Source organism: Macrococcus sp. CoH-51_TC_04 (genome assembly GCF_058188655.1).
On sequence record NZ_JBVGOY010000004.1, the window covers coordinates 147663 to 162690 of the forward strand.

The 15028-nt window shown below is 36.7% G+C and carries 16 protein-coding genes; 13 read left to right on the top strand and 3 right to left on the bottom strand.

Features of this window, described 5'->3' with window-relative positions; all coding sequences use genetic code 11:
- Positions 1-91 precede the first annotated feature (91 nt).
- From sufC to ACZ2V4_RS05815, 6 genes are all read left to right on the top strand, one after another.
- The gene (sufC, locus tag ACZ2V4_RS05790) at positions 92-868 is read left to right on the top strand and encodes a Fe-S cluster assembly ATPase SufC (protein WP_120786592.1); all 777 of its coding nucleotides are present in this window, start codon (positions 92-94) and stop codon (positions 866-868) included.
- A gap of 30 nt (positions 869-898) precedes the next feature.
- Positions 899-2203 carry a Fe-S cluster assembly protein SufD gene (gene sufD / locus ACZ2V4_RS05795; RefSeq protein ID WP_413474266.1) on the top strand — a complete coding sequence of 435 codons (1305 nt, stop codon included), beginning with the start codon at positions 899-901 and terminating at the stop codon, positions 2201-2203.
- Positions 2204-2227: 24 nt separating this feature from the next.
- Positions 2228-3463, top strand: coding sequence for a cysteine desulfurase (locus ACZ2V4_RS05800; RefSeq protein ID WP_490514617.1), 1236 nt, complete (start codon positions 2228-2230; stop codon positions 3461-3463).
- Positions 3453-3917 (top strand): Fe-S cluster assembly sulfur transfer protein SufU, encoded by a 465-nt coding sequence (gene sufU / locus ACZ2V4_RS05805; RefSeq protein WP_101140368.1) that lies wholly within the window; start codon positions 3453-3455, stop codon positions 3915-3917. Before ACZ2V4_RS05800 ends, sufU begins: the two co-directional genes overlap by 11 nt.
- A gap of 20 nt (positions 3918-3937) precedes the next feature.
- On the top strand, positions 3938-5335 hold the full coding sequence (gene sufB, locus ACZ2V4_RS05810; RefSeq protein ID WP_219494144.1) for a Fe-S cluster assembly protein SufB: 1398 nt from the start codon (positions 3938-3940) through the stop codon (positions 5333-5335).
- 116 nt (positions 5336-5451) lie between these two features.
- Positions 5452-6378 carry a magnesium transporter CorA family protein gene (locus tag ACZ2V4_RS05815; protein WP_219494146.1) on the top strand — a complete coding sequence of 309 codons (927 nt, stop codon included), beginning with the start codon at positions 5452-5454 and terminating at the stop codon, positions 6376-6378.
- A 54-nt stretch (positions 6379-6432) separates the two neighbouring features.
- Here the strand turns inward: ACZ2V4_RS05815 and ACZ2V4_RS05820 are convergent, their stop codons facing one another.
- Entirely contained in the window at positions 6433-7194 is a 762-nt protein-coding gene (locus ACZ2V4_RS05820) for an ABC transporter permease (protein WP_413474269.1), read from the bottom strand.
- Positions 7191-7907: an ABC transporter ATP-binding protein gene (locus ACZ2V4_RS05825; RefSeq protein ID WP_420494268.1), complete on the bottom strand. Its 717-nt coding sequence runs from the start codon at positions 7905-7907 to the stop codon at positions 7191-7193. The genes ACZ2V4_RS05820 and ACZ2V4_RS05825 overlap by 4 nt, the downstream gene beginning before the upstream one ends.
- A gap of 72 nt (positions 7908-7979) precedes the next feature.
- Between ACZ2V4_RS05825 and ACZ2V4_RS05830 the strand changes: the two genes are divergently transcribed.
- The 7 genes from ACZ2V4_RS05830 to ACZ2V4_RS05860 all read left to right on the top strand — a co-directional run bounded on the left by ACZ2V4_RS05830 (position 7980) and on the right by ACZ2V4_RS05860 (position 14660).
- The gene (locus ACZ2V4_RS05830; protein ID WP_219494152.1) at positions 7980-8828 is read left to right on the top strand and encodes a DUF72 domain-containing protein; all 849 of its coding nucleotides are present in this window, start codon (positions 7980-7982) and stop codon (positions 8826-8828) included.
- A gap of 11 nt (positions 8829-8839) precedes the next feature.
- Complete coding sequence (locus ACZ2V4_RS05835; RefSeq protein WP_219494153.1) at positions 8840-9673, top strand: sulfite exporter TauE/SafE family protein; 834 nt, start codon at positions 8840-8842, stop codon at positions 9671-9673.
- 15 nt (positions 9674-9688) lie between these two features.
- On the top strand, positions 9689-11005 hold the full coding sequence (locus ACZ2V4_RS05840) for a bifunctional metallophosphatase/5'-nucleotidase (RefSeq protein WP_490514618.1): 1317 nt from the start codon (positions 9689-9691) through the stop codon (positions 11003-11005).
- 86 nt (positions 11006-11091) lie between these two features.
- Positions 11092-12006 carry a lipoyl synthase gene (gene lipA / locus ACZ2V4_RS05845; protein ID WP_219494157.1) on the top strand — a complete coding sequence of 305 codons (915 nt, stop codon included), beginning with the start codon at positions 11092-11094 and terminating at the stop codon, positions 12004-12006.
- Positions 12007-12013: 7 nt separating this feature from the next.
- Complete coding sequence (locus ACZ2V4_RS05850) at positions 12014-12484, top strand: YutD family protein (protein WP_241427485.1); 471 nt, start codon at positions 12014-12016, stop codon at positions 12482-12484.
- A gap of 60 nt (positions 12485-12544) precedes the next feature.
- On the top strand, positions 12545-13507 hold the full coding sequence (locus ACZ2V4_RS05855; RefSeq protein ID WP_490514619.1) for a serine hydrolase domain-containing protein: 963 nt from the start codon (positions 12545-12547) through the stop codon (positions 13505-13507).
- A 61-nt stretch (positions 13508-13568) separates the two neighbouring features.
- Complete coding sequence (locus ACZ2V4_RS05860) at positions 13569-14660, top strand: serine hydrolase domain-containing protein (protein ID WP_490514620.1); 1092 nt, start codon at positions 13569-13571, stop codon at positions 14658-14660.
- Between the two features lie 39 nt (positions 14661-14699).
- On the opposite strand, the gene ACZ2V4_RS05865 is transcribed toward ACZ2V4_RS05860, so the two are convergent.
- Positions 14700-14963, bottom strand: a complete 264-nt coding sequence (locus ACZ2V4_RS05865) for a DUF3055 domain-containing protein (protein ID WP_219494163.1) — start codon at positions 14961-14963, stop codon at positions 14700-14702.
- Between the last annotated feature and the right edge of the window lie 65 nt (positions 14964-15028).

The window sequence follows — 15028 nt, forward strand, 5'->3', positions numbered from 1 at the left end:
ACTGTGATTTATGTCATAGGCCTTTGACCTTAGATTAAAATTATTATAAACTAGATGAGATGAAAATTTTATATAAATGGAGGACATCAATATGGTATCAGTATTAGAAATTAAAGATTTACACGTTGAGATAGAAGGTAAGGAAATTTTAAAAGGTGTGAACCTGACAATTAAGCAAAATGAAATACATGCAATCATGGGTCCTAACGGTACAGGTAAATCAACTTTATCTGCTGCAATCATGGGTCATCCGAAATATACAGTGACTCAAGGTGAAGTATTACTTGATGGTGAGAACGTATTAGAGATGGAAGTTGACGAACGTGCGCAAGCAGGTCTTTTCTTAGCAATGCAGTATCCATCAGAAATTTCAGGTGTGACAAACGCGGACTTCTTACGTTCAGCAATTAATGCGAAACGTGAGGAAGGTAAGGAAATCAACTTAATGCAATTTATCAAGAAATTAGATAAAAATATGGAGTTCTTAGAAATGGATCTTGATATGGCACAACGTTATTTAAACGAAGGATTCTCTGGTGGGGAAAAGAAACGTAACGAAATTCTTCAGTTAATGATGTTAGAACCTAAATTCGCGATTTTAGATGAAATTGACTCAGGTTTAGATATCGATGCGCTTAAAGTTGTATCAAAAGGAATCAACGAGATGCGCGGAGAAAACTTCGGCTGCTTAATTATCACGCATTACCAACGTCTATTAAACTATATTACTCCAGACCACGTTCACGTAATGATGCAAGGTCGCGTTGTAAAATCAGGTGGAGAAGAACTTGCACAACGTCTTGAAAAAGAAGGATACGACTGGATCAAACAAGAGTTAGATATTCAAGATGAAACTGTAGACGCATAAACCTGATTAAACATATAGGAGGATATATTCATGAGCAATACGATAGATTTTACACAAGAAATATTAACGGATCTTTCAGCAGCACGTAAAGAACCATCATGGATGCAAAATTTACGTCAAGATGCACTTAATAAATTAAATACAATCGAAATGCCAAAGCCAGATAAAACGAAACTGGATAAATGGAATTTCGATGTGCATCATAAAGTAGTAGAAAGCGAAACTTTTACGTCTAAAGAAGCGTTACCTGAATCTGTTAAAGCACTAATCGATTTAGAGAACACGCATAACTTAATTGTTCAACACAACAACACACCTGCATTCATTGAAATTGAGGAGAAACTTCAATCTCAAGGTGTTATCATTACCGATATACAAACAGCGCTTACAGAACACGGTGAACTTGTAGAGCAATATTATATGACAGATGCTGTTAAAGTTGATGAGCATCGTTTAACGGCTCTTCATGCCGCTATGATGAATGGTGGATTATTTATCTATGTGCCACGTAACGTCGTTATTGAACATCCTGTTCAATACATCGTGCTACACGATAATGAAGATGCGAACCTGTTCAACCACGTTATAATCGTAGCTGAAGAAAGTTCAGAAGTAACATACGTTGAAAATTACTTATCTGGTGTTACATCAGCTAAAGGTCACCTTAACATCATTTCAGAAGTTATCGCTAAAGATAATGCGAAAGTAAACTATGGTGCAGTAGACTTCTTGAATAAAGATTTAGTTGGACATGTCATTCGTCGTGGTATTGCAAGTCGTGACGCAGTTATTGACTGGGCACTAGGATTGATGAATGATGGTGATACGATTCATGATAATACGACTTACTTAATGGGAGATGACTCTAAGAGCCACCTTAAAATTGTAGTTGTTGGTCGCGGTTCACAAAAATTAAACTTTACATCACAAATTATTCAGTACGGCAAACGTTCTGAGGGTCATATTTTAAAACATGGTGTAATGAAAGACAGCGCATCATCTATCTTTAACGGTATCGGATACATTAAACACGGTGGAACGAAAGCGGATGCACAACAAGAATCACGTGTATTAATGCTCTCTGAGAAAGCCCGTGGAGATGCAAATCCAATTCTATTAATTGATGAAGATGATGTAACAGCAGGACACGCGGCATCTGTTGGTCGTGTTGATCCGCTGCAACTCTTCTACTTGATGAGTCGAGGTATTTCTAAACAAGAAGCAGAGCGTCTCGTAATTCATGGATTCTTAGCGCCTGTTGTTAATGCATTACCGATTGAAGCAGTTAAGAAACAATTAACAGAAGTAATTGAGTCTAAAGTTACTGGTAAATAAATACGTTTGAAAGGTCTTGATAGTGTGACCAATTTAAATATACAAGCAATTCGTAAAGATTTTCCGATTCTTTCAGAAGTGGTCAATGATAGACCACTCGTTTATCTTGATTCTTCTGCAACGAGTCAGAAACCAAAGAGCGTCATCGATAAAACAGTAGAATATTATACGCATATGAACGCAAACGTTCACCGTGGTGTGCATACACTTGGGACTCGTGCAACAGATGGTTACGAAGGGGCACGTGAGACCGTTCGTAACTTCATCAATGCAAAGTACTTCGAAGAAATTATTTTCACACGCGGGACAACGACAGCGCTCAATCTTGTTGCTCAGAGTTTTGGCGATCGCGTAATCGAAGCTGGTGATGAAATTCTCATTACTGAGATGGAACACCATGCAAACCTAGTACCTTGGCAACAGCTTGCAAAGCGTAAAGGTGCAGTACTGAAATATATTCCACTAAACGAAGACGGTACGATTTCTCTAGATTCCGTTAAAGACGCATTGACAGATAAAACGAAGATTGTATCGATAGCCCATGTTTCTAATGTATTAGGAACAATTAATGATATACAGGCCATCACAGAACTTGTACATGCACAGGGTGCCTATATGGTCGTTGATGGTGCACAGTCTGTTCCACATATGAAAGTTGATGTCCAGGCGCTTGGATGTGATTTCTTCGCTTTTAGTGGACACAAGATGTGTGGCCCGACAGGAATCGGTGTGTTATATGGTAAGAAAGCATTACTTGATAAGATGGAACCGATTGAATTTGGTGGAGACATGATTGATTTTGTTGGATTACAAGACTCAACATGGACAGAACTGCCGACGAAGTTCGAAGCAGGGACACCGCTTATTGCAGAAGCAGTTGGCTTAGCGGAAGCCATTAAATATTTAGAATCTATTGGTTTAGATAACATTCTAGAATATGAACATGAGTTAATAGCTTATGCTTACGAACAGATGTCAGCAATTGAAGGACTTGAAATTTATGGCCCGACCGCTGATAAACGTGCAGGTCTTATTACTTTTAATCTTGAAGGCGTGCATCCACATGACTTAGCAACCGCTTTAGATAGTCATGGTATCGCCATCCGTGCGGGACATCACTGTGCTCAACCTCTTATGAAATGGTTAGGTCAGTCATCAACTGCACGTGCAAGTTTCTACATCTATAACACAAAAGAAGAAATCGATCAGCTAGTAACAAGTTTAAAAGAAACGAAGGAGTTTTTCAGTTATGAGTTTTAATAATTTGGATCAGCTATATCGTTCAGTTATTATGGACCATTATAAGAATCCTCGTAACAAAGGGATTATTGAAGATGGTACATTAACGATTGATATGAATAACCCCACTTGTGGGGATAGAATTCGTTTAACTTTAGATGTAGTCGATGATATCGTTAAAGATGTGAAGTTTGAAGGTGAAGGGTGTTCTATCTCAATGTCAAGTGCTTCGATGATGACAGAAGCCATTAAAGGGAAATCAGTAAGTGAAGCACTTGGAATGGGAGAAGAATTCTCTAAGATGATGCTTGGAGAAGACTATACATTTGATGAAAGTGCTGGAGACATCGAAGCGCTTTCTGGTGTGGCGAAGTTCCCCGCACGTATTAAATGTGCGACACTTGCCTGGAAAGCATTGGAACGTGGCACGAAAGAAAACAATGATACACATGTCAGTGAAGAAATAGATGAATAAAATAAAAGGAGTGACGTCAATTGGCTAAAAAAGCACCTGAAGTTGGAGATTACAAATATGGTTTCCACGATAAAGACGTATCGATTTTCCGTTCAGAAAGAGGATTAACAGAGGATATTGTACGTGAAATTTCAAAGATGAAAGAAGAACCACAGTGGATGCTAGACTTCCGCTTAAAATCATTAAAGCAGTTCTATAAGATGCCAATGCCTACATGGGGTGGAGATCTATCAGAACTTAACTTCGATGAAATTACGTATTACGTAAAACCATCTGAACATACAGAGCGTTCATGGGATGAAGTACCTGAAGAAATTAAACAGACATTTGATAAATTAGGTATTCCAGAAGCTGAACAGAAGTATCTTGCAGGGGTATCAGCACAATATGAATCAGAAGTTGTATATCATAATATGCAAGAAGACCTTGAAGACCAAGGGATTATCTTTAAAGATACAGATTCAGCATTACGTGAAAACGAAGATATCTTTAAAGAACACTTTGCGTCAGTAATTCCACCTGCAGATAATAAGTTCTCTGCATTAAACTCAGCAGTATGGTCTGGTGGATCGTTTATCTATGTACCTAAAAACGTTAAACTTGAAACGCCGCTACAAGCATACTTCCGTATTAACTCTGAAAATATGGGACAATTTGAACGTACATTAATCATTGTTGACGAAGGGGCAAGTGTACATTACGTTGAAGGTTGTACAGCACCCGTTTATACGACGAATTCATTGCACTCAGCAGTCGTTGAAATTATCGTTAAAAAAGATGCTTACTGCCGTTATACAACAATTCAAAACTGGGCGAACAACGTATTCAACTTAGTTACGAAACGTACTTTCGTCTATGAGAATGGAACGATGGAATGGATTGATGGGAACATCGGTTCTAAACTTACGATGAAATATCCAGCATGTTACCTACTAGGTGAAGGTGCACGTGGTATGACATTATCTATTGCTTTAGCAGGTAAAGGACAAGTTCAGGATGCTGGAGCGAAGATGATGCATATGGCACCGAATACTTCTTCTACAATTGTTTCGAAATCAATTTCAAAACAAGGTGGTAAAGTAGTATACCGTGGTATCGTTCACTTCGGACGTAAAGCGACGGGTGCACGTTCAAACATCGAATGTGATACATTAATTATGGATAACGAGTCAACATCAGATACAATTCCATATAACGAAATGTTAAACGATAACATTTCATTAGAGCATGAAGCGAAAGTTTCAAAAGTATCTGAAGAACAACTATTCTATTTAATGAGCCGTGGTATCTCTGAAGAAGAAGCGACTGAAATGATCGTAATGGGCTTCATTGAGCCATTCACGAAAGAATTACCGATGGAATATGCAGTTGAGATGAACCGTTTGATCAAGTTTGAGATGGAAGGCTCGATTGGATAGTCTTCACATATAAAAAGATTGGGGTAACCCAATCTTTTTTATTTTTTCTAATTATCTATAGATTTTAAATGGAAGTTATTATAAGATTTTAATGTTGATATCACGGAGGTGGGCAAATGATTACTACATATATTAATTCAGAAGAAGGCACAATTATTAAAACAGAGAAGTATCAACTGAATAACTGGGTTAACCTTGTCATGCCTTCCCGTGAAGAAATGGAAGAAGTTGCAGAAGCATTTGAAGTTCCTATAGAGTTTCTCGAGGATCCACTTGATCCAGAGGAAGGGGCACGTATTGAATATGATGAAGATTCTAACAGTACATTAGTGATAACGGATTTTCCGGTACTGGATAAGAATATAAGGCAGACAGAATCGTATATTACAGTGCCTATCGGTATCATATTAAGCAAAGGTTATATTATAACGATTTGTTCAAGAGAAAACGATCTATTCAATAAGATTGTAAATCTGACCTTTGATCTTCGGATGAAATCTCGATTCTTGCTGGAAGTGATGCTTACAGTTGCAACGAAATATAATAACACATTGAAGAAAATAAATCGTGAGCGTATTAAGATTGAAGCAAACTTAAGACACTCCTTAACGAATAAGCAGCTGTATGAATTAATGGAGATTGAGAAGAGTTTAGTCTATTTCTTGACGTCACTTACTGCAAATGGAGATACGATAAAAAAAATATTCAGATCACGTTCACTTAAACTTTACGAAGAAGATAAAGAATTGCTGGAAGATTTAATGATTGAGAATACACAGGCCTTAAATACGACAGAGCTTTATACACGCATATTAGAAAGTATTACAGGATCTTATTCATCATTAATTGCGAATGAAATGAATAATATTATGCGGATATTAACACTGTTTACAGTATTTTTAACGCTTCCGACACTTGTGTTCAGCTTCTTCGGAATGAATGTAGATTTACCGAAACTAACTTGGTATGGAACAATTGGTGTGGCATTAACGTTAATGCTTGTAACGTTTATCACACTCTATAAAAGGAAAATGTTTAAATAAAAGGTCGAGACTCTATGTCTCGACCTTTTATAAATTCTGCATAAGCAATATAGATTACGATTTTGAATATTTGCCTATGTATTGCTCACGGTCATTAAATAAGGTTGGATAGCTTAAGAATCCGACAAGGACACTTGATAACGTTGCTGCAGTCATTAACAGGAAGATTATTATAAGCTGTAGCTGTGCGGCAACAAGAGGATCAGCTCCCCCGATAATCTGGCCACTCATCATACCAGGAAGCTGAACGAGTCCCATCGTCTTTGTGCTTTCGATTGTTGGTATCATCGAATTTTTAATGCTTGTCATCAATACTCTGTGAATTGCTTGTTTTGGAGTACCCCCAAGTGACAGGATTAATTCAATCTGTTCGTCATTCTGGTCCAATTCACTTAAGAAACGATTTAAGAATAAAAGTGAAAGCACCATCGCATTACCAATCATCATTCCACTGATCGGTATAACATATCTTGGTTCAAATGGAATAATACGAAATCCCGTCAGAATACCGATTGTCAATACTTCCACAACGATAAGCGTAAGGACAATTTTCCAGGTGATTCCTCTGATTCCTTGTCCTTTTTTAATGATGTTCTGAGTTGCTGCTACGATCATAAGTAAGATCATTAAAAACATATAAATAGGATGATTGCCATCAAAGACAAAGGTCAATATATATCCTACAATCATCAGCTGGATTGTACTTCGTACTGCAGCGATGATAACATCTTTCTCAAGACCTAGCTTGAGCACAGCGCTCATCACTAACGGTATAATTACAAATATAAATGCGAGTGAAATTTGAAAAAGTGTCATTCTATTTCTCCTTTCAAGAATGCTTTTAATACAGGATGTTCTGTCGTTTCTAGTTCTGAAGAATGGCCTGCTACGATAAATTGTCCATCCTTTAACATACAGTAATCATCTGTGATGCGTTTTGCCTGTTCTACATCATGCGTAATCCATATAATGGTCACACCGAACTGATCACAGATTTTGCGTATGAGGGCTTCTGCTTCCTTGACGCTTCTTGGATCCAGACTAGACGTAATCTCATCCAGTAATAATACTTCCGGTTGATTAACAAGCGTTCTGGCAATCGATAGACGTTGCCTTTGTCCGCCAGATAATGATTTAACATCAGTCGTTAGCTCCGTTGTCTCCAGATTTACCTGATCCAGCAGTTCCATTGCTTTATGTTCATCAAGCGTGTCCCCGAAAATCGAGCGCGGTAGATTAAGGTTGTCATATACTGTCCCTTGAATCATCGGTGCGCTTTGAAGTGCCATTCCAATCTGCTGCTTCAGCTTGATAAGGTCGAATGATTGAATCTCTTTTTCACCGATATAGATATTACCGGAATCCGGACTTCTCAGACCATTGATCAGTTTCAGCAATGTTGTTTTGCCCGCTCCAGAGGGTCCGATAAGTGCTGTAATCTTACCTGAATGAAAGGTTGTCGTAATGTCTTTTAAGATTTGTTTATTATCAACAGAAAAGTTGATATGTTCTAATTTGATATCAGTCATAAGTGCTCCTTCTTAGTTCAGTTTTCTCATCGTTTTCCTTACTTTATGATAAGATTGTAAATGGGTGATGATATGATATATATTGGATTAACAGGATGGGGCGACCACGATTTATTATATGAAGATTTAACGAATAAATCAGAGAAGCTTTTTAACTATGCTGCACATTTTCCCATCGTTGAATTAGATGCGACGTACTATTCACTGCAGCCGGAACGTAATATTCGTAAATGGATCAGTGAGACGCCGGACAACTTTAAGTTTATCGTGAAGATTCATCAGGCATTAACAGGACATAATGATATCAGCAAGTTTGCTGCCAATAAAGAAGAACTGATCCGCCAGTACAAACAGATGATTCAGCCACTCTTTGCAGCGGGAAAGCTCGGTTGTATATTAATTCAGTTTCCACCTTGGTATGAATGTTCTACTATTAATATTAACTATATCATCTATTTAAAACAACACCTTAAACCATTTCCACTCTGTATCGAGTTTAGAAATGATAGCTGGTTTACAGATGATATGAAAGAGCATACGTTACAGTTTCTTTATGAACATGAACTGATGCATTCTGTGTGTGATGAACCCCAGGCGGGGCATGGCTCTATTCCTTTCGTCAATAGAGTTACTTCAAATACAGCGTTGATGCGACTTCACGGAAGAAATATTGCTGGATGGACAAAGAAAGACTTAACAGATGATGAATGGCGAGATGTCAGATATTTGTACGATTATAATGAGACGGAACTCAAGCACATTGCACAATCGCTAAAGATACTAGATCATAAAGCAAAGGACGTCTATTGTCTATTCAACAATAATTCCGGGGGTCATGCAGCTAAAAATGCTAAACAGATATGTGAGTTATTAGGTATTGAATATACAGGGCTGAATCATAAACAGCTGAAATTATTTTAGGAAGTGACATGATGACAATTCAAGCAATTATTATATTAATTATTCTCGGTTTATTCTCAAGTATTATCGGCGCTATCGTTGGAATTGGTGGCGGTATAATCATTGTTCCTGCACTCATATATCTTGGGATGGATGCTGGGATTATTGATGGTATTACACCGCAAAAGGCAATCGGGACTTCTACAGTGATTTTAATCTCTACTGGACTGACCGCTGCAATTGGATATATGAAGAATAAACAGGCAGATCTGAAGAATGCAGTCATCTTTATGATCGGTATCATTCCTGGTGCATTAATTGGTGCACATTTAAGTAAGTATTTAACATTACATAGCTTCAATCTATACTTTGGAATATTTCTCATTATCATGAGTATTGTTCTTTTGGTGAGAGATAAGATAAAACCGATAAGACTTTTTCAGAATAAAGCACATGAGAAGACATTTACGGACAAGGAAGGTGTGACATATCATTATAGCATTGCACCTGTTCCGGCTGTAATTGCGACTTTCTTCGTAGGTTGTCTGACAGGGTTATTCGGCATTGGTGGTGGTGCCCTGATGACCCCTTTGATGATCATTATCTTTAGATTTCCACCTCATATTGCAGTAGGTACAAGTATGATTATGATTTTTGTGTCTAGTGTGACAGGAGCAGTGAGTCATATCGCTCAAGGTAATATTATATGGCCCTATGCACTCATCTTGATTGCTGCCAGCTATGTTGGCGCACGTATCGGTGTACGTATCAATAAATCAATGAAATCCTCAACGGTCGTTATGATGCTCAGAGTAATCTTGATGCTGTTAGGAATATATTTAATAATTAAGAGTACGATAAGCTAAGAGAGGTGAAGCGACATGGAAGTGAAATTATTTCATACGAACGATATACATAGCTATTTATCCAACTATCATAAAATTAGTCGTTATCTCAATGATAGACGTGAAGAACACACAGATATGATTTATTTTGACCTGGGGGATCATGTGGACAGAAGTCATCCGCTGACTGAGGCAACATTAGGAAAATCGAATATAGAATTACTGAATGATGCACAAGTAGATGTAGTGACGATCGGAAATAATGAGGGAATCACGCTCGATCATGATGCGTTCAATCAACTTTATCAAGATGCACGGTTCGAAATTACATGCTGTAATCTATTTGATGAACAGGGCAATCTTCCAGAAAACATTCGCACATCCGTTATTATGGAAAGACAAGGAATCACTTATGGTATCATCGGTGCTACAGCTGAATTTACACCTTTTTATAAAGCGCTAGGCTGGGAGGTTACGGATCCGATGTCTGCCATTATTCGTGAAGTACATCGCATTCATGAACATGTAGATGTCGTGATTATTCTGAGCCATCTCGGAAAGTTCTTTGATCGACAGCTTGCTGAAGCTTGTCCGCAAATTGATATTATACTAGGTGCACATACACATCATTTCTTCCAGCAAGGAGAAGTTGTAAATGATGTACTTATCGGTGCTGCTGGTAGATATGGTGAGTACATCGGAGAGATGACTTTAATATTTGAAGGGCGAAAGCTTATCCGTAAAAGTGCAAGGTTGATTGATACGAACGACCTCAGACCAACAGGAGAAGACTTCTTTGAAGCAGGTGCAGCGCTGCTCAGCCAAAAAGTTTCAGACAAGCAGCTGGATTTGCCGAGACGCCTTTACAGTGCATCCTATACAACAGATCTGCTCTCACAAGCTTTGATGGATTTCACAGGTGGGGACTGTGCCCTGATTAATTCTGGTCTTATTGTAAAAGGATTTGAAGGTAGAGGTTTTTCATATTTCGATTTACATACGATGCTGCCACACCCGATTAACCCAGTTAAGATTACGCTCTCAGGACGTGAACTAAAAGAAATTATCAATATGAGTATGCTGCATGATTACCGCGATGACATTGTCAAAGGTTTCGGATTCAGAGGGGATATCTTTGGAATGTATGTATGGAAGAATATTGGTTATATACAGTCACAGCAACGCTATTTCATTGGTACAGAGGAAATAGATAATCATAAGAAATATTATTTAGCGACACTCGATATGTATACTTTCGGAAGATTCTTTCCCCAGTTTACGCAAAATGAAAAGCGCTATTATATGCCAGAATTTTTACGTGATATTATGGAAACAGCAGTGAAAAAAATATAATACACATGCTGAGTTTATAAATTTGACAATAATGGCATCTTACATATATGTTATAATGAAATCATCAGAATTTTGGAGGGATTAGTTTGGCTACAAAAAATGAAGAAATACTAAGAAAACCCGAATGGCTAAAGATAAAATTAAATACTAATAAAAGTTACACTGGTCTAAAAAAAATGATGCGCGAGCACAATTTAAATACAGTATGTGAAGAAGCAAAATGTCCGAATATCCATGAATGCTGGGGTGAAAGAAAGACTGCGACAATCATGATATTAGGTGCAATCTGTACACGTGCATGTCGTTTCTGTGCAGTTAAGACAGGATTGCCGAATGAACTTGACTTAAACGAACCAGAACGTGTTGCAGAATCTGTTCGTCTAATGAATCTAAAGCACGTCGTTATCACAGCAGTTGCTCGTGATGACCTAAAAGACGGTGGTGCACATGTTTATGCGGAAACAATTCGTCAAGTACGTGAAGTCAATCCATATACAACAATTGAAGTATTACCATCTGATATGGGTGGCAGCATTGAGAACTGGGAAACGTTGATGGCAGCAAAACCAGATATCTTAAACCATAATATTGAAACGGTAAGACGCCTTACGCCAAGAGTTCGTGCGCGTGCAACGTATGACCGTTCTCTTGAAGTATTACGACGTTCTAAAGAACTATATCCAGATATCCCGACAAAATCGAGTTTAATGGTTGGACTTGGAGAAACAACAGAAGAAATCTACGAAGTGATGGATGATTTGCGTGCAAATGACGTAGATATTATGACAATCGGTCAGTACCTTCAGCCAAGCCGTAAACACCTTAAGGTCCAAAAATATTATACACCGCTTGAATTCGGTAAGTTACGTAAAGTAGCGATGGAAAAAGGATTCAAACACTGCCAGGCAGGACCAATGGTGAGAAGTTCATATCATGCAGATGAACAAGTAAATGAAGCTGCGAAAGAAAAACATCGTTTAGGTGAGCTTTCTAGTAAGTAGGTGCGCTATGATCATACAGACTGGACGACATTATTTTGAAGTCATTGAGAATTATCGAGAAGCATTCAATCAGGAAATGTTTGACCATCGATATTCAGAAATATTAGATCGCTATCCTTATATTGTTGGCGATATAGGATTCGAACAGCTCAGGCTACGTGGTTTCTTCGAAGATAATAAAAAGGGCTCGGAAGTAAATAAAAGGTTCTCTACAATCCAGGATTATTTACTTGAGTACTGCAACTTTGGATGTGCATATTTTGTTCTGAGAAGACTGAATGAACAAGAAGTTGTAAAGCATTTCGGTGCTGAGGTTGTGATTGCAGCGAATACATCACAACAAGATGACACAAAGCGTGCTGAGTCAGAGGTGCCTGTTCAACTAGAGAAACAGACACAAGTTGAAAAACAACAGCAGAATGAGCAAGAAGAGCCAACTGAGCATAAAGATAAGACCTTCAAATATTTTCAGAAATAAATTGAATTTATTATACTAGACCGAAAAGCATATGCTTTTCGGTTTTTTTAGGAGAGCGTAATGAAAATAGCCTTTGAATTTTTATTTAATCGTAACCGTAATATATCTTACACTGCAATAGATAAATATTTACATGGTCTAAACTTTAATGGACAAATTCGAATAAGTCATGAAGGAAAAGGTATCTTACATCAAAGCTATGGATATAAAAACTTAAACCAGGATCCGATAACATACGATACACAATTTTTAACAGCATCTATACAAAAATTTATTACGGGTATTATCATTGAACAACTGATAGATGAAGGTAAAATCCGTAGAATGGATAAGATTGTTAAATATATTAACGGTTTACCTGATTTTATTACGATTGAAGACTTATTACTTCATATTAGTGGACTTAGTCCGTATAAGGTACATCACAATTTTTATGGACTTGATCAATCCGTAAATATGATTCGAGCATCGGGTGCTAAACTACCATTTCATAAATTTGATTATAACGATGCAAACTATATATTACTCGCAAAACTAATCGAAATTGTCGAAAACCAGACGTATAGAGCGGTAGTTTATGACAGAATTATCGACAAATATCAGCTTGCGCATAGTTGCTTTTATGATGAAGTTACCGGTGCAACGACGGGCCTTCATCAATTTGGTAGTGTACTTATTGAAGATTGGCATAATGATCTTGATAAGTACTATGGAGCAGGAAATATGTATATGTCACTGAAGGATATTGATATACTTAGTCATCTATTCGCTAACCATCTTATCTTCAATAAACCAAAAACAGAGTTCATACTAGCACCTCATCGATATAAAAATCAAAAGTACAGAAGTGGGATTTCTTTAAGAGATAATTATTTAAGATTAAGAGGCTCTTTATATGCACATGATGTTGTTGTTTATTTTAATGCAAAATCGTTTATTTGTGTGGCATCCAATAGGGAAAGCAATGTATATCAAGCAGAAACAATACTATTAAATATACTCAATTCAAATGAATATTGCTAATAATTGACAATTATAAATAAAAGTTATAAATTCTACATATCACATTGTCAAAGAGGTATTTATGAGAAAGCTAATCGTTTTGTTGCTAATCATTGGATTATGGGCAGCATTAATTTATGAATTAACAGGAAAAAATAATGAAGGACATGAAGCAAGAGATAAACAAAATACAGGTGTTCAAACAAACATAGTTAAAACGAATCAAAATGATACATTAAAAATACAAGTAGATCAATTGATAAAGAAAAATCACTTTAATGGAAGTGTATTTGTTGCTTACAATAATGATACATTGTTAGATCAGTCTTATGGATTTAAAGGTGCTGATCAGACTGAAAAATTTGACGAGAATAGCATGTATTTAATTGGTTCTTGCCAAAAATTAATAACCGGGATTATTACAAAGCAACTTGTTGATGATAGGATAATTAATGTTGATGTACCTGTTAAACAATACATTCCAAATTTCAAATATCCAAATATTAAAATAAAAGATTTAATATTACATCGCTCGGGGTTAGTGAAGTATGCATCTCATGGAGATTATCATGGATTAGATGCATCAGTTGATAATATAAATGCGACAGGTCTTGGCCAAGTTCCTCATGGATCATATTTATATAATGATGCAAATTATATTTTACTTGCAAAGGTGATAGAAAATGTCACAGGAAAATCTTATCAGCAAAATGTTGAACAGCGTATATTTAAGAAATATCATTTAAAAGAATCAAGTTTTTTTGATGACGAAAAATTAAGCCCTTATTTTGTTAAAGGATTAAAGTATGTGAATCATAATTGGAAAGCGATAGAGCCAACGGGCTTGGATAAATTTTATGGTGCAGGGAATATTTATATGTCTCCGAAAGATATGGGAATTTTATTGAATGATGTGATGCAATATAGAGTGTTAAGTAAGTCACAATTAGATTCAATATCGAAGCCCATGATTTTTAATATACATTCTAAATATAGATATGGTATGTCCTTAAAAAAAGAATATTACCGTTCGCGTGGATACTTCTTTGGGATAGATTTTGTCAGCCTGTTTAATCATAACAAGGTCGTCGTCGTTGCTACTAACAAACTAACACAAAATGAAATTCCTAATAATGAGAAATTGGCACAACAGATTTATAGTCTACTAAAATAAAAAAGCGATAATGATTATTATAATAATCATTATCGCTTTTTATAGAATGACCTCATATAAAAAGCTCTTTATTTCTTCTGCATCACTTTCATTGACACCAAGTACGTGTTCAATATAGCCAGGTTCATCCAGATCATCTCGACCAATAATACCGAATTTGTTTGATTGTGTATTTAATACAATGGTCTTACCGTAATGTCGGTCAGTTTGAATTAAAGTCAAATCATGTCGGCTATCGCCAACAAAGCTGACGAATCTGACTTTGGCTTGTTCTTCATCATCATATAAGAACATATCTATCATTTTCTTCACCTCATTTAAGAATAGTATACATTGAAGTGCAGCGGAATACAAAATTTGATAAACTG

Excerpts from the sequence above, each read along its gene's own strand:
- sufC (WP_120786592.1), top strand. The coding sequence starts at position 92 with ATGGTATCAGTATTAGAAATTAAAGATTTACACGTTGAGATAGAAGGT.
- sufD (WP_413474266.1), top strand. The coding sequence starts at position 899 with ATGAGCAATACGATAGATTTTACACAAGAAATATTAACGGATCTTTCA.
- sufU (WP_101140368.1), top strand. The coding sequence starts at position 3,453 with ATGAGTTTTAATAATTTGGATCAGCTATATCGTTCAGTTATTATGGAC.
- ACZ2V4_RS05815 (WP_219494146.1), top strand. The coding sequence starts at position 5,452 with ATGATTACTACATATATTAATTCAGAAGAAGGCACAATTATTAAAACA.
- ACZ2V4_RS05820 (WP_413474269.1), bottom strand. The coding sequence starts at position 7,194 with ATGACACTTTTTCAAATTTCACTCGCATTTATATTTGTAATTATACCG.
- ACZ2V4_RS05825 (WP_420494268.1), bottom strand. The coding sequence starts at position 7,907 with ATGACTGATATCAAATTAGAACATATCAACTTTTCTGTTGATAATAAA.
- ACZ2V4_RS05830 (WP_219494152.1), top strand. The coding sequence starts at position 7,980 with ATGATATATATTGGATTAACAGGATGGGGCGACCACGATTTATTATAT.
- ACZ2V4_RS05835 (WP_219494153.1), top strand. The coding sequence starts at position 8,840 with ATGACAATTCAAGCAATTATTATATTAATTATTCTCGGTTTATTCTCA.
- ACZ2V4_RS05840 (WP_490514618.1), top strand. The coding sequence starts at position 9,689 with ATGGAAGTGAAATTATTTCATACGAACGATATACATAGCTATTTATCC.
- ACZ2V4_RS05850 (WP_241427485.1), top strand. The coding sequence starts at position 12,014 with ATGATCATACAGACTGGACGACATTATTTTGAAGTCATTGAGAATTAT.
- ACZ2V4_RS05855 (WP_490514619.1), top strand. The coding sequence starts at position 12,545 with ATGAAAATAGCCTTTGAATTTTTATTTAATCGTAACCGTAATATATCT.
- ACZ2V4_RS05860 (WP_490514620.1), top strand. The coding sequence starts at position 13,569 with ATGAGAAAGCTAATCGTTTTGTTGCTAATCATTGGATTATGGGCAGCA.
- ACZ2V4_RS05865 (WP_219494163.1), bottom strand. The coding sequence starts at position 14,963 with ATGATAGATATGTTCTTATATGATGATGAAGAACAAGCCAAAGTCAGA.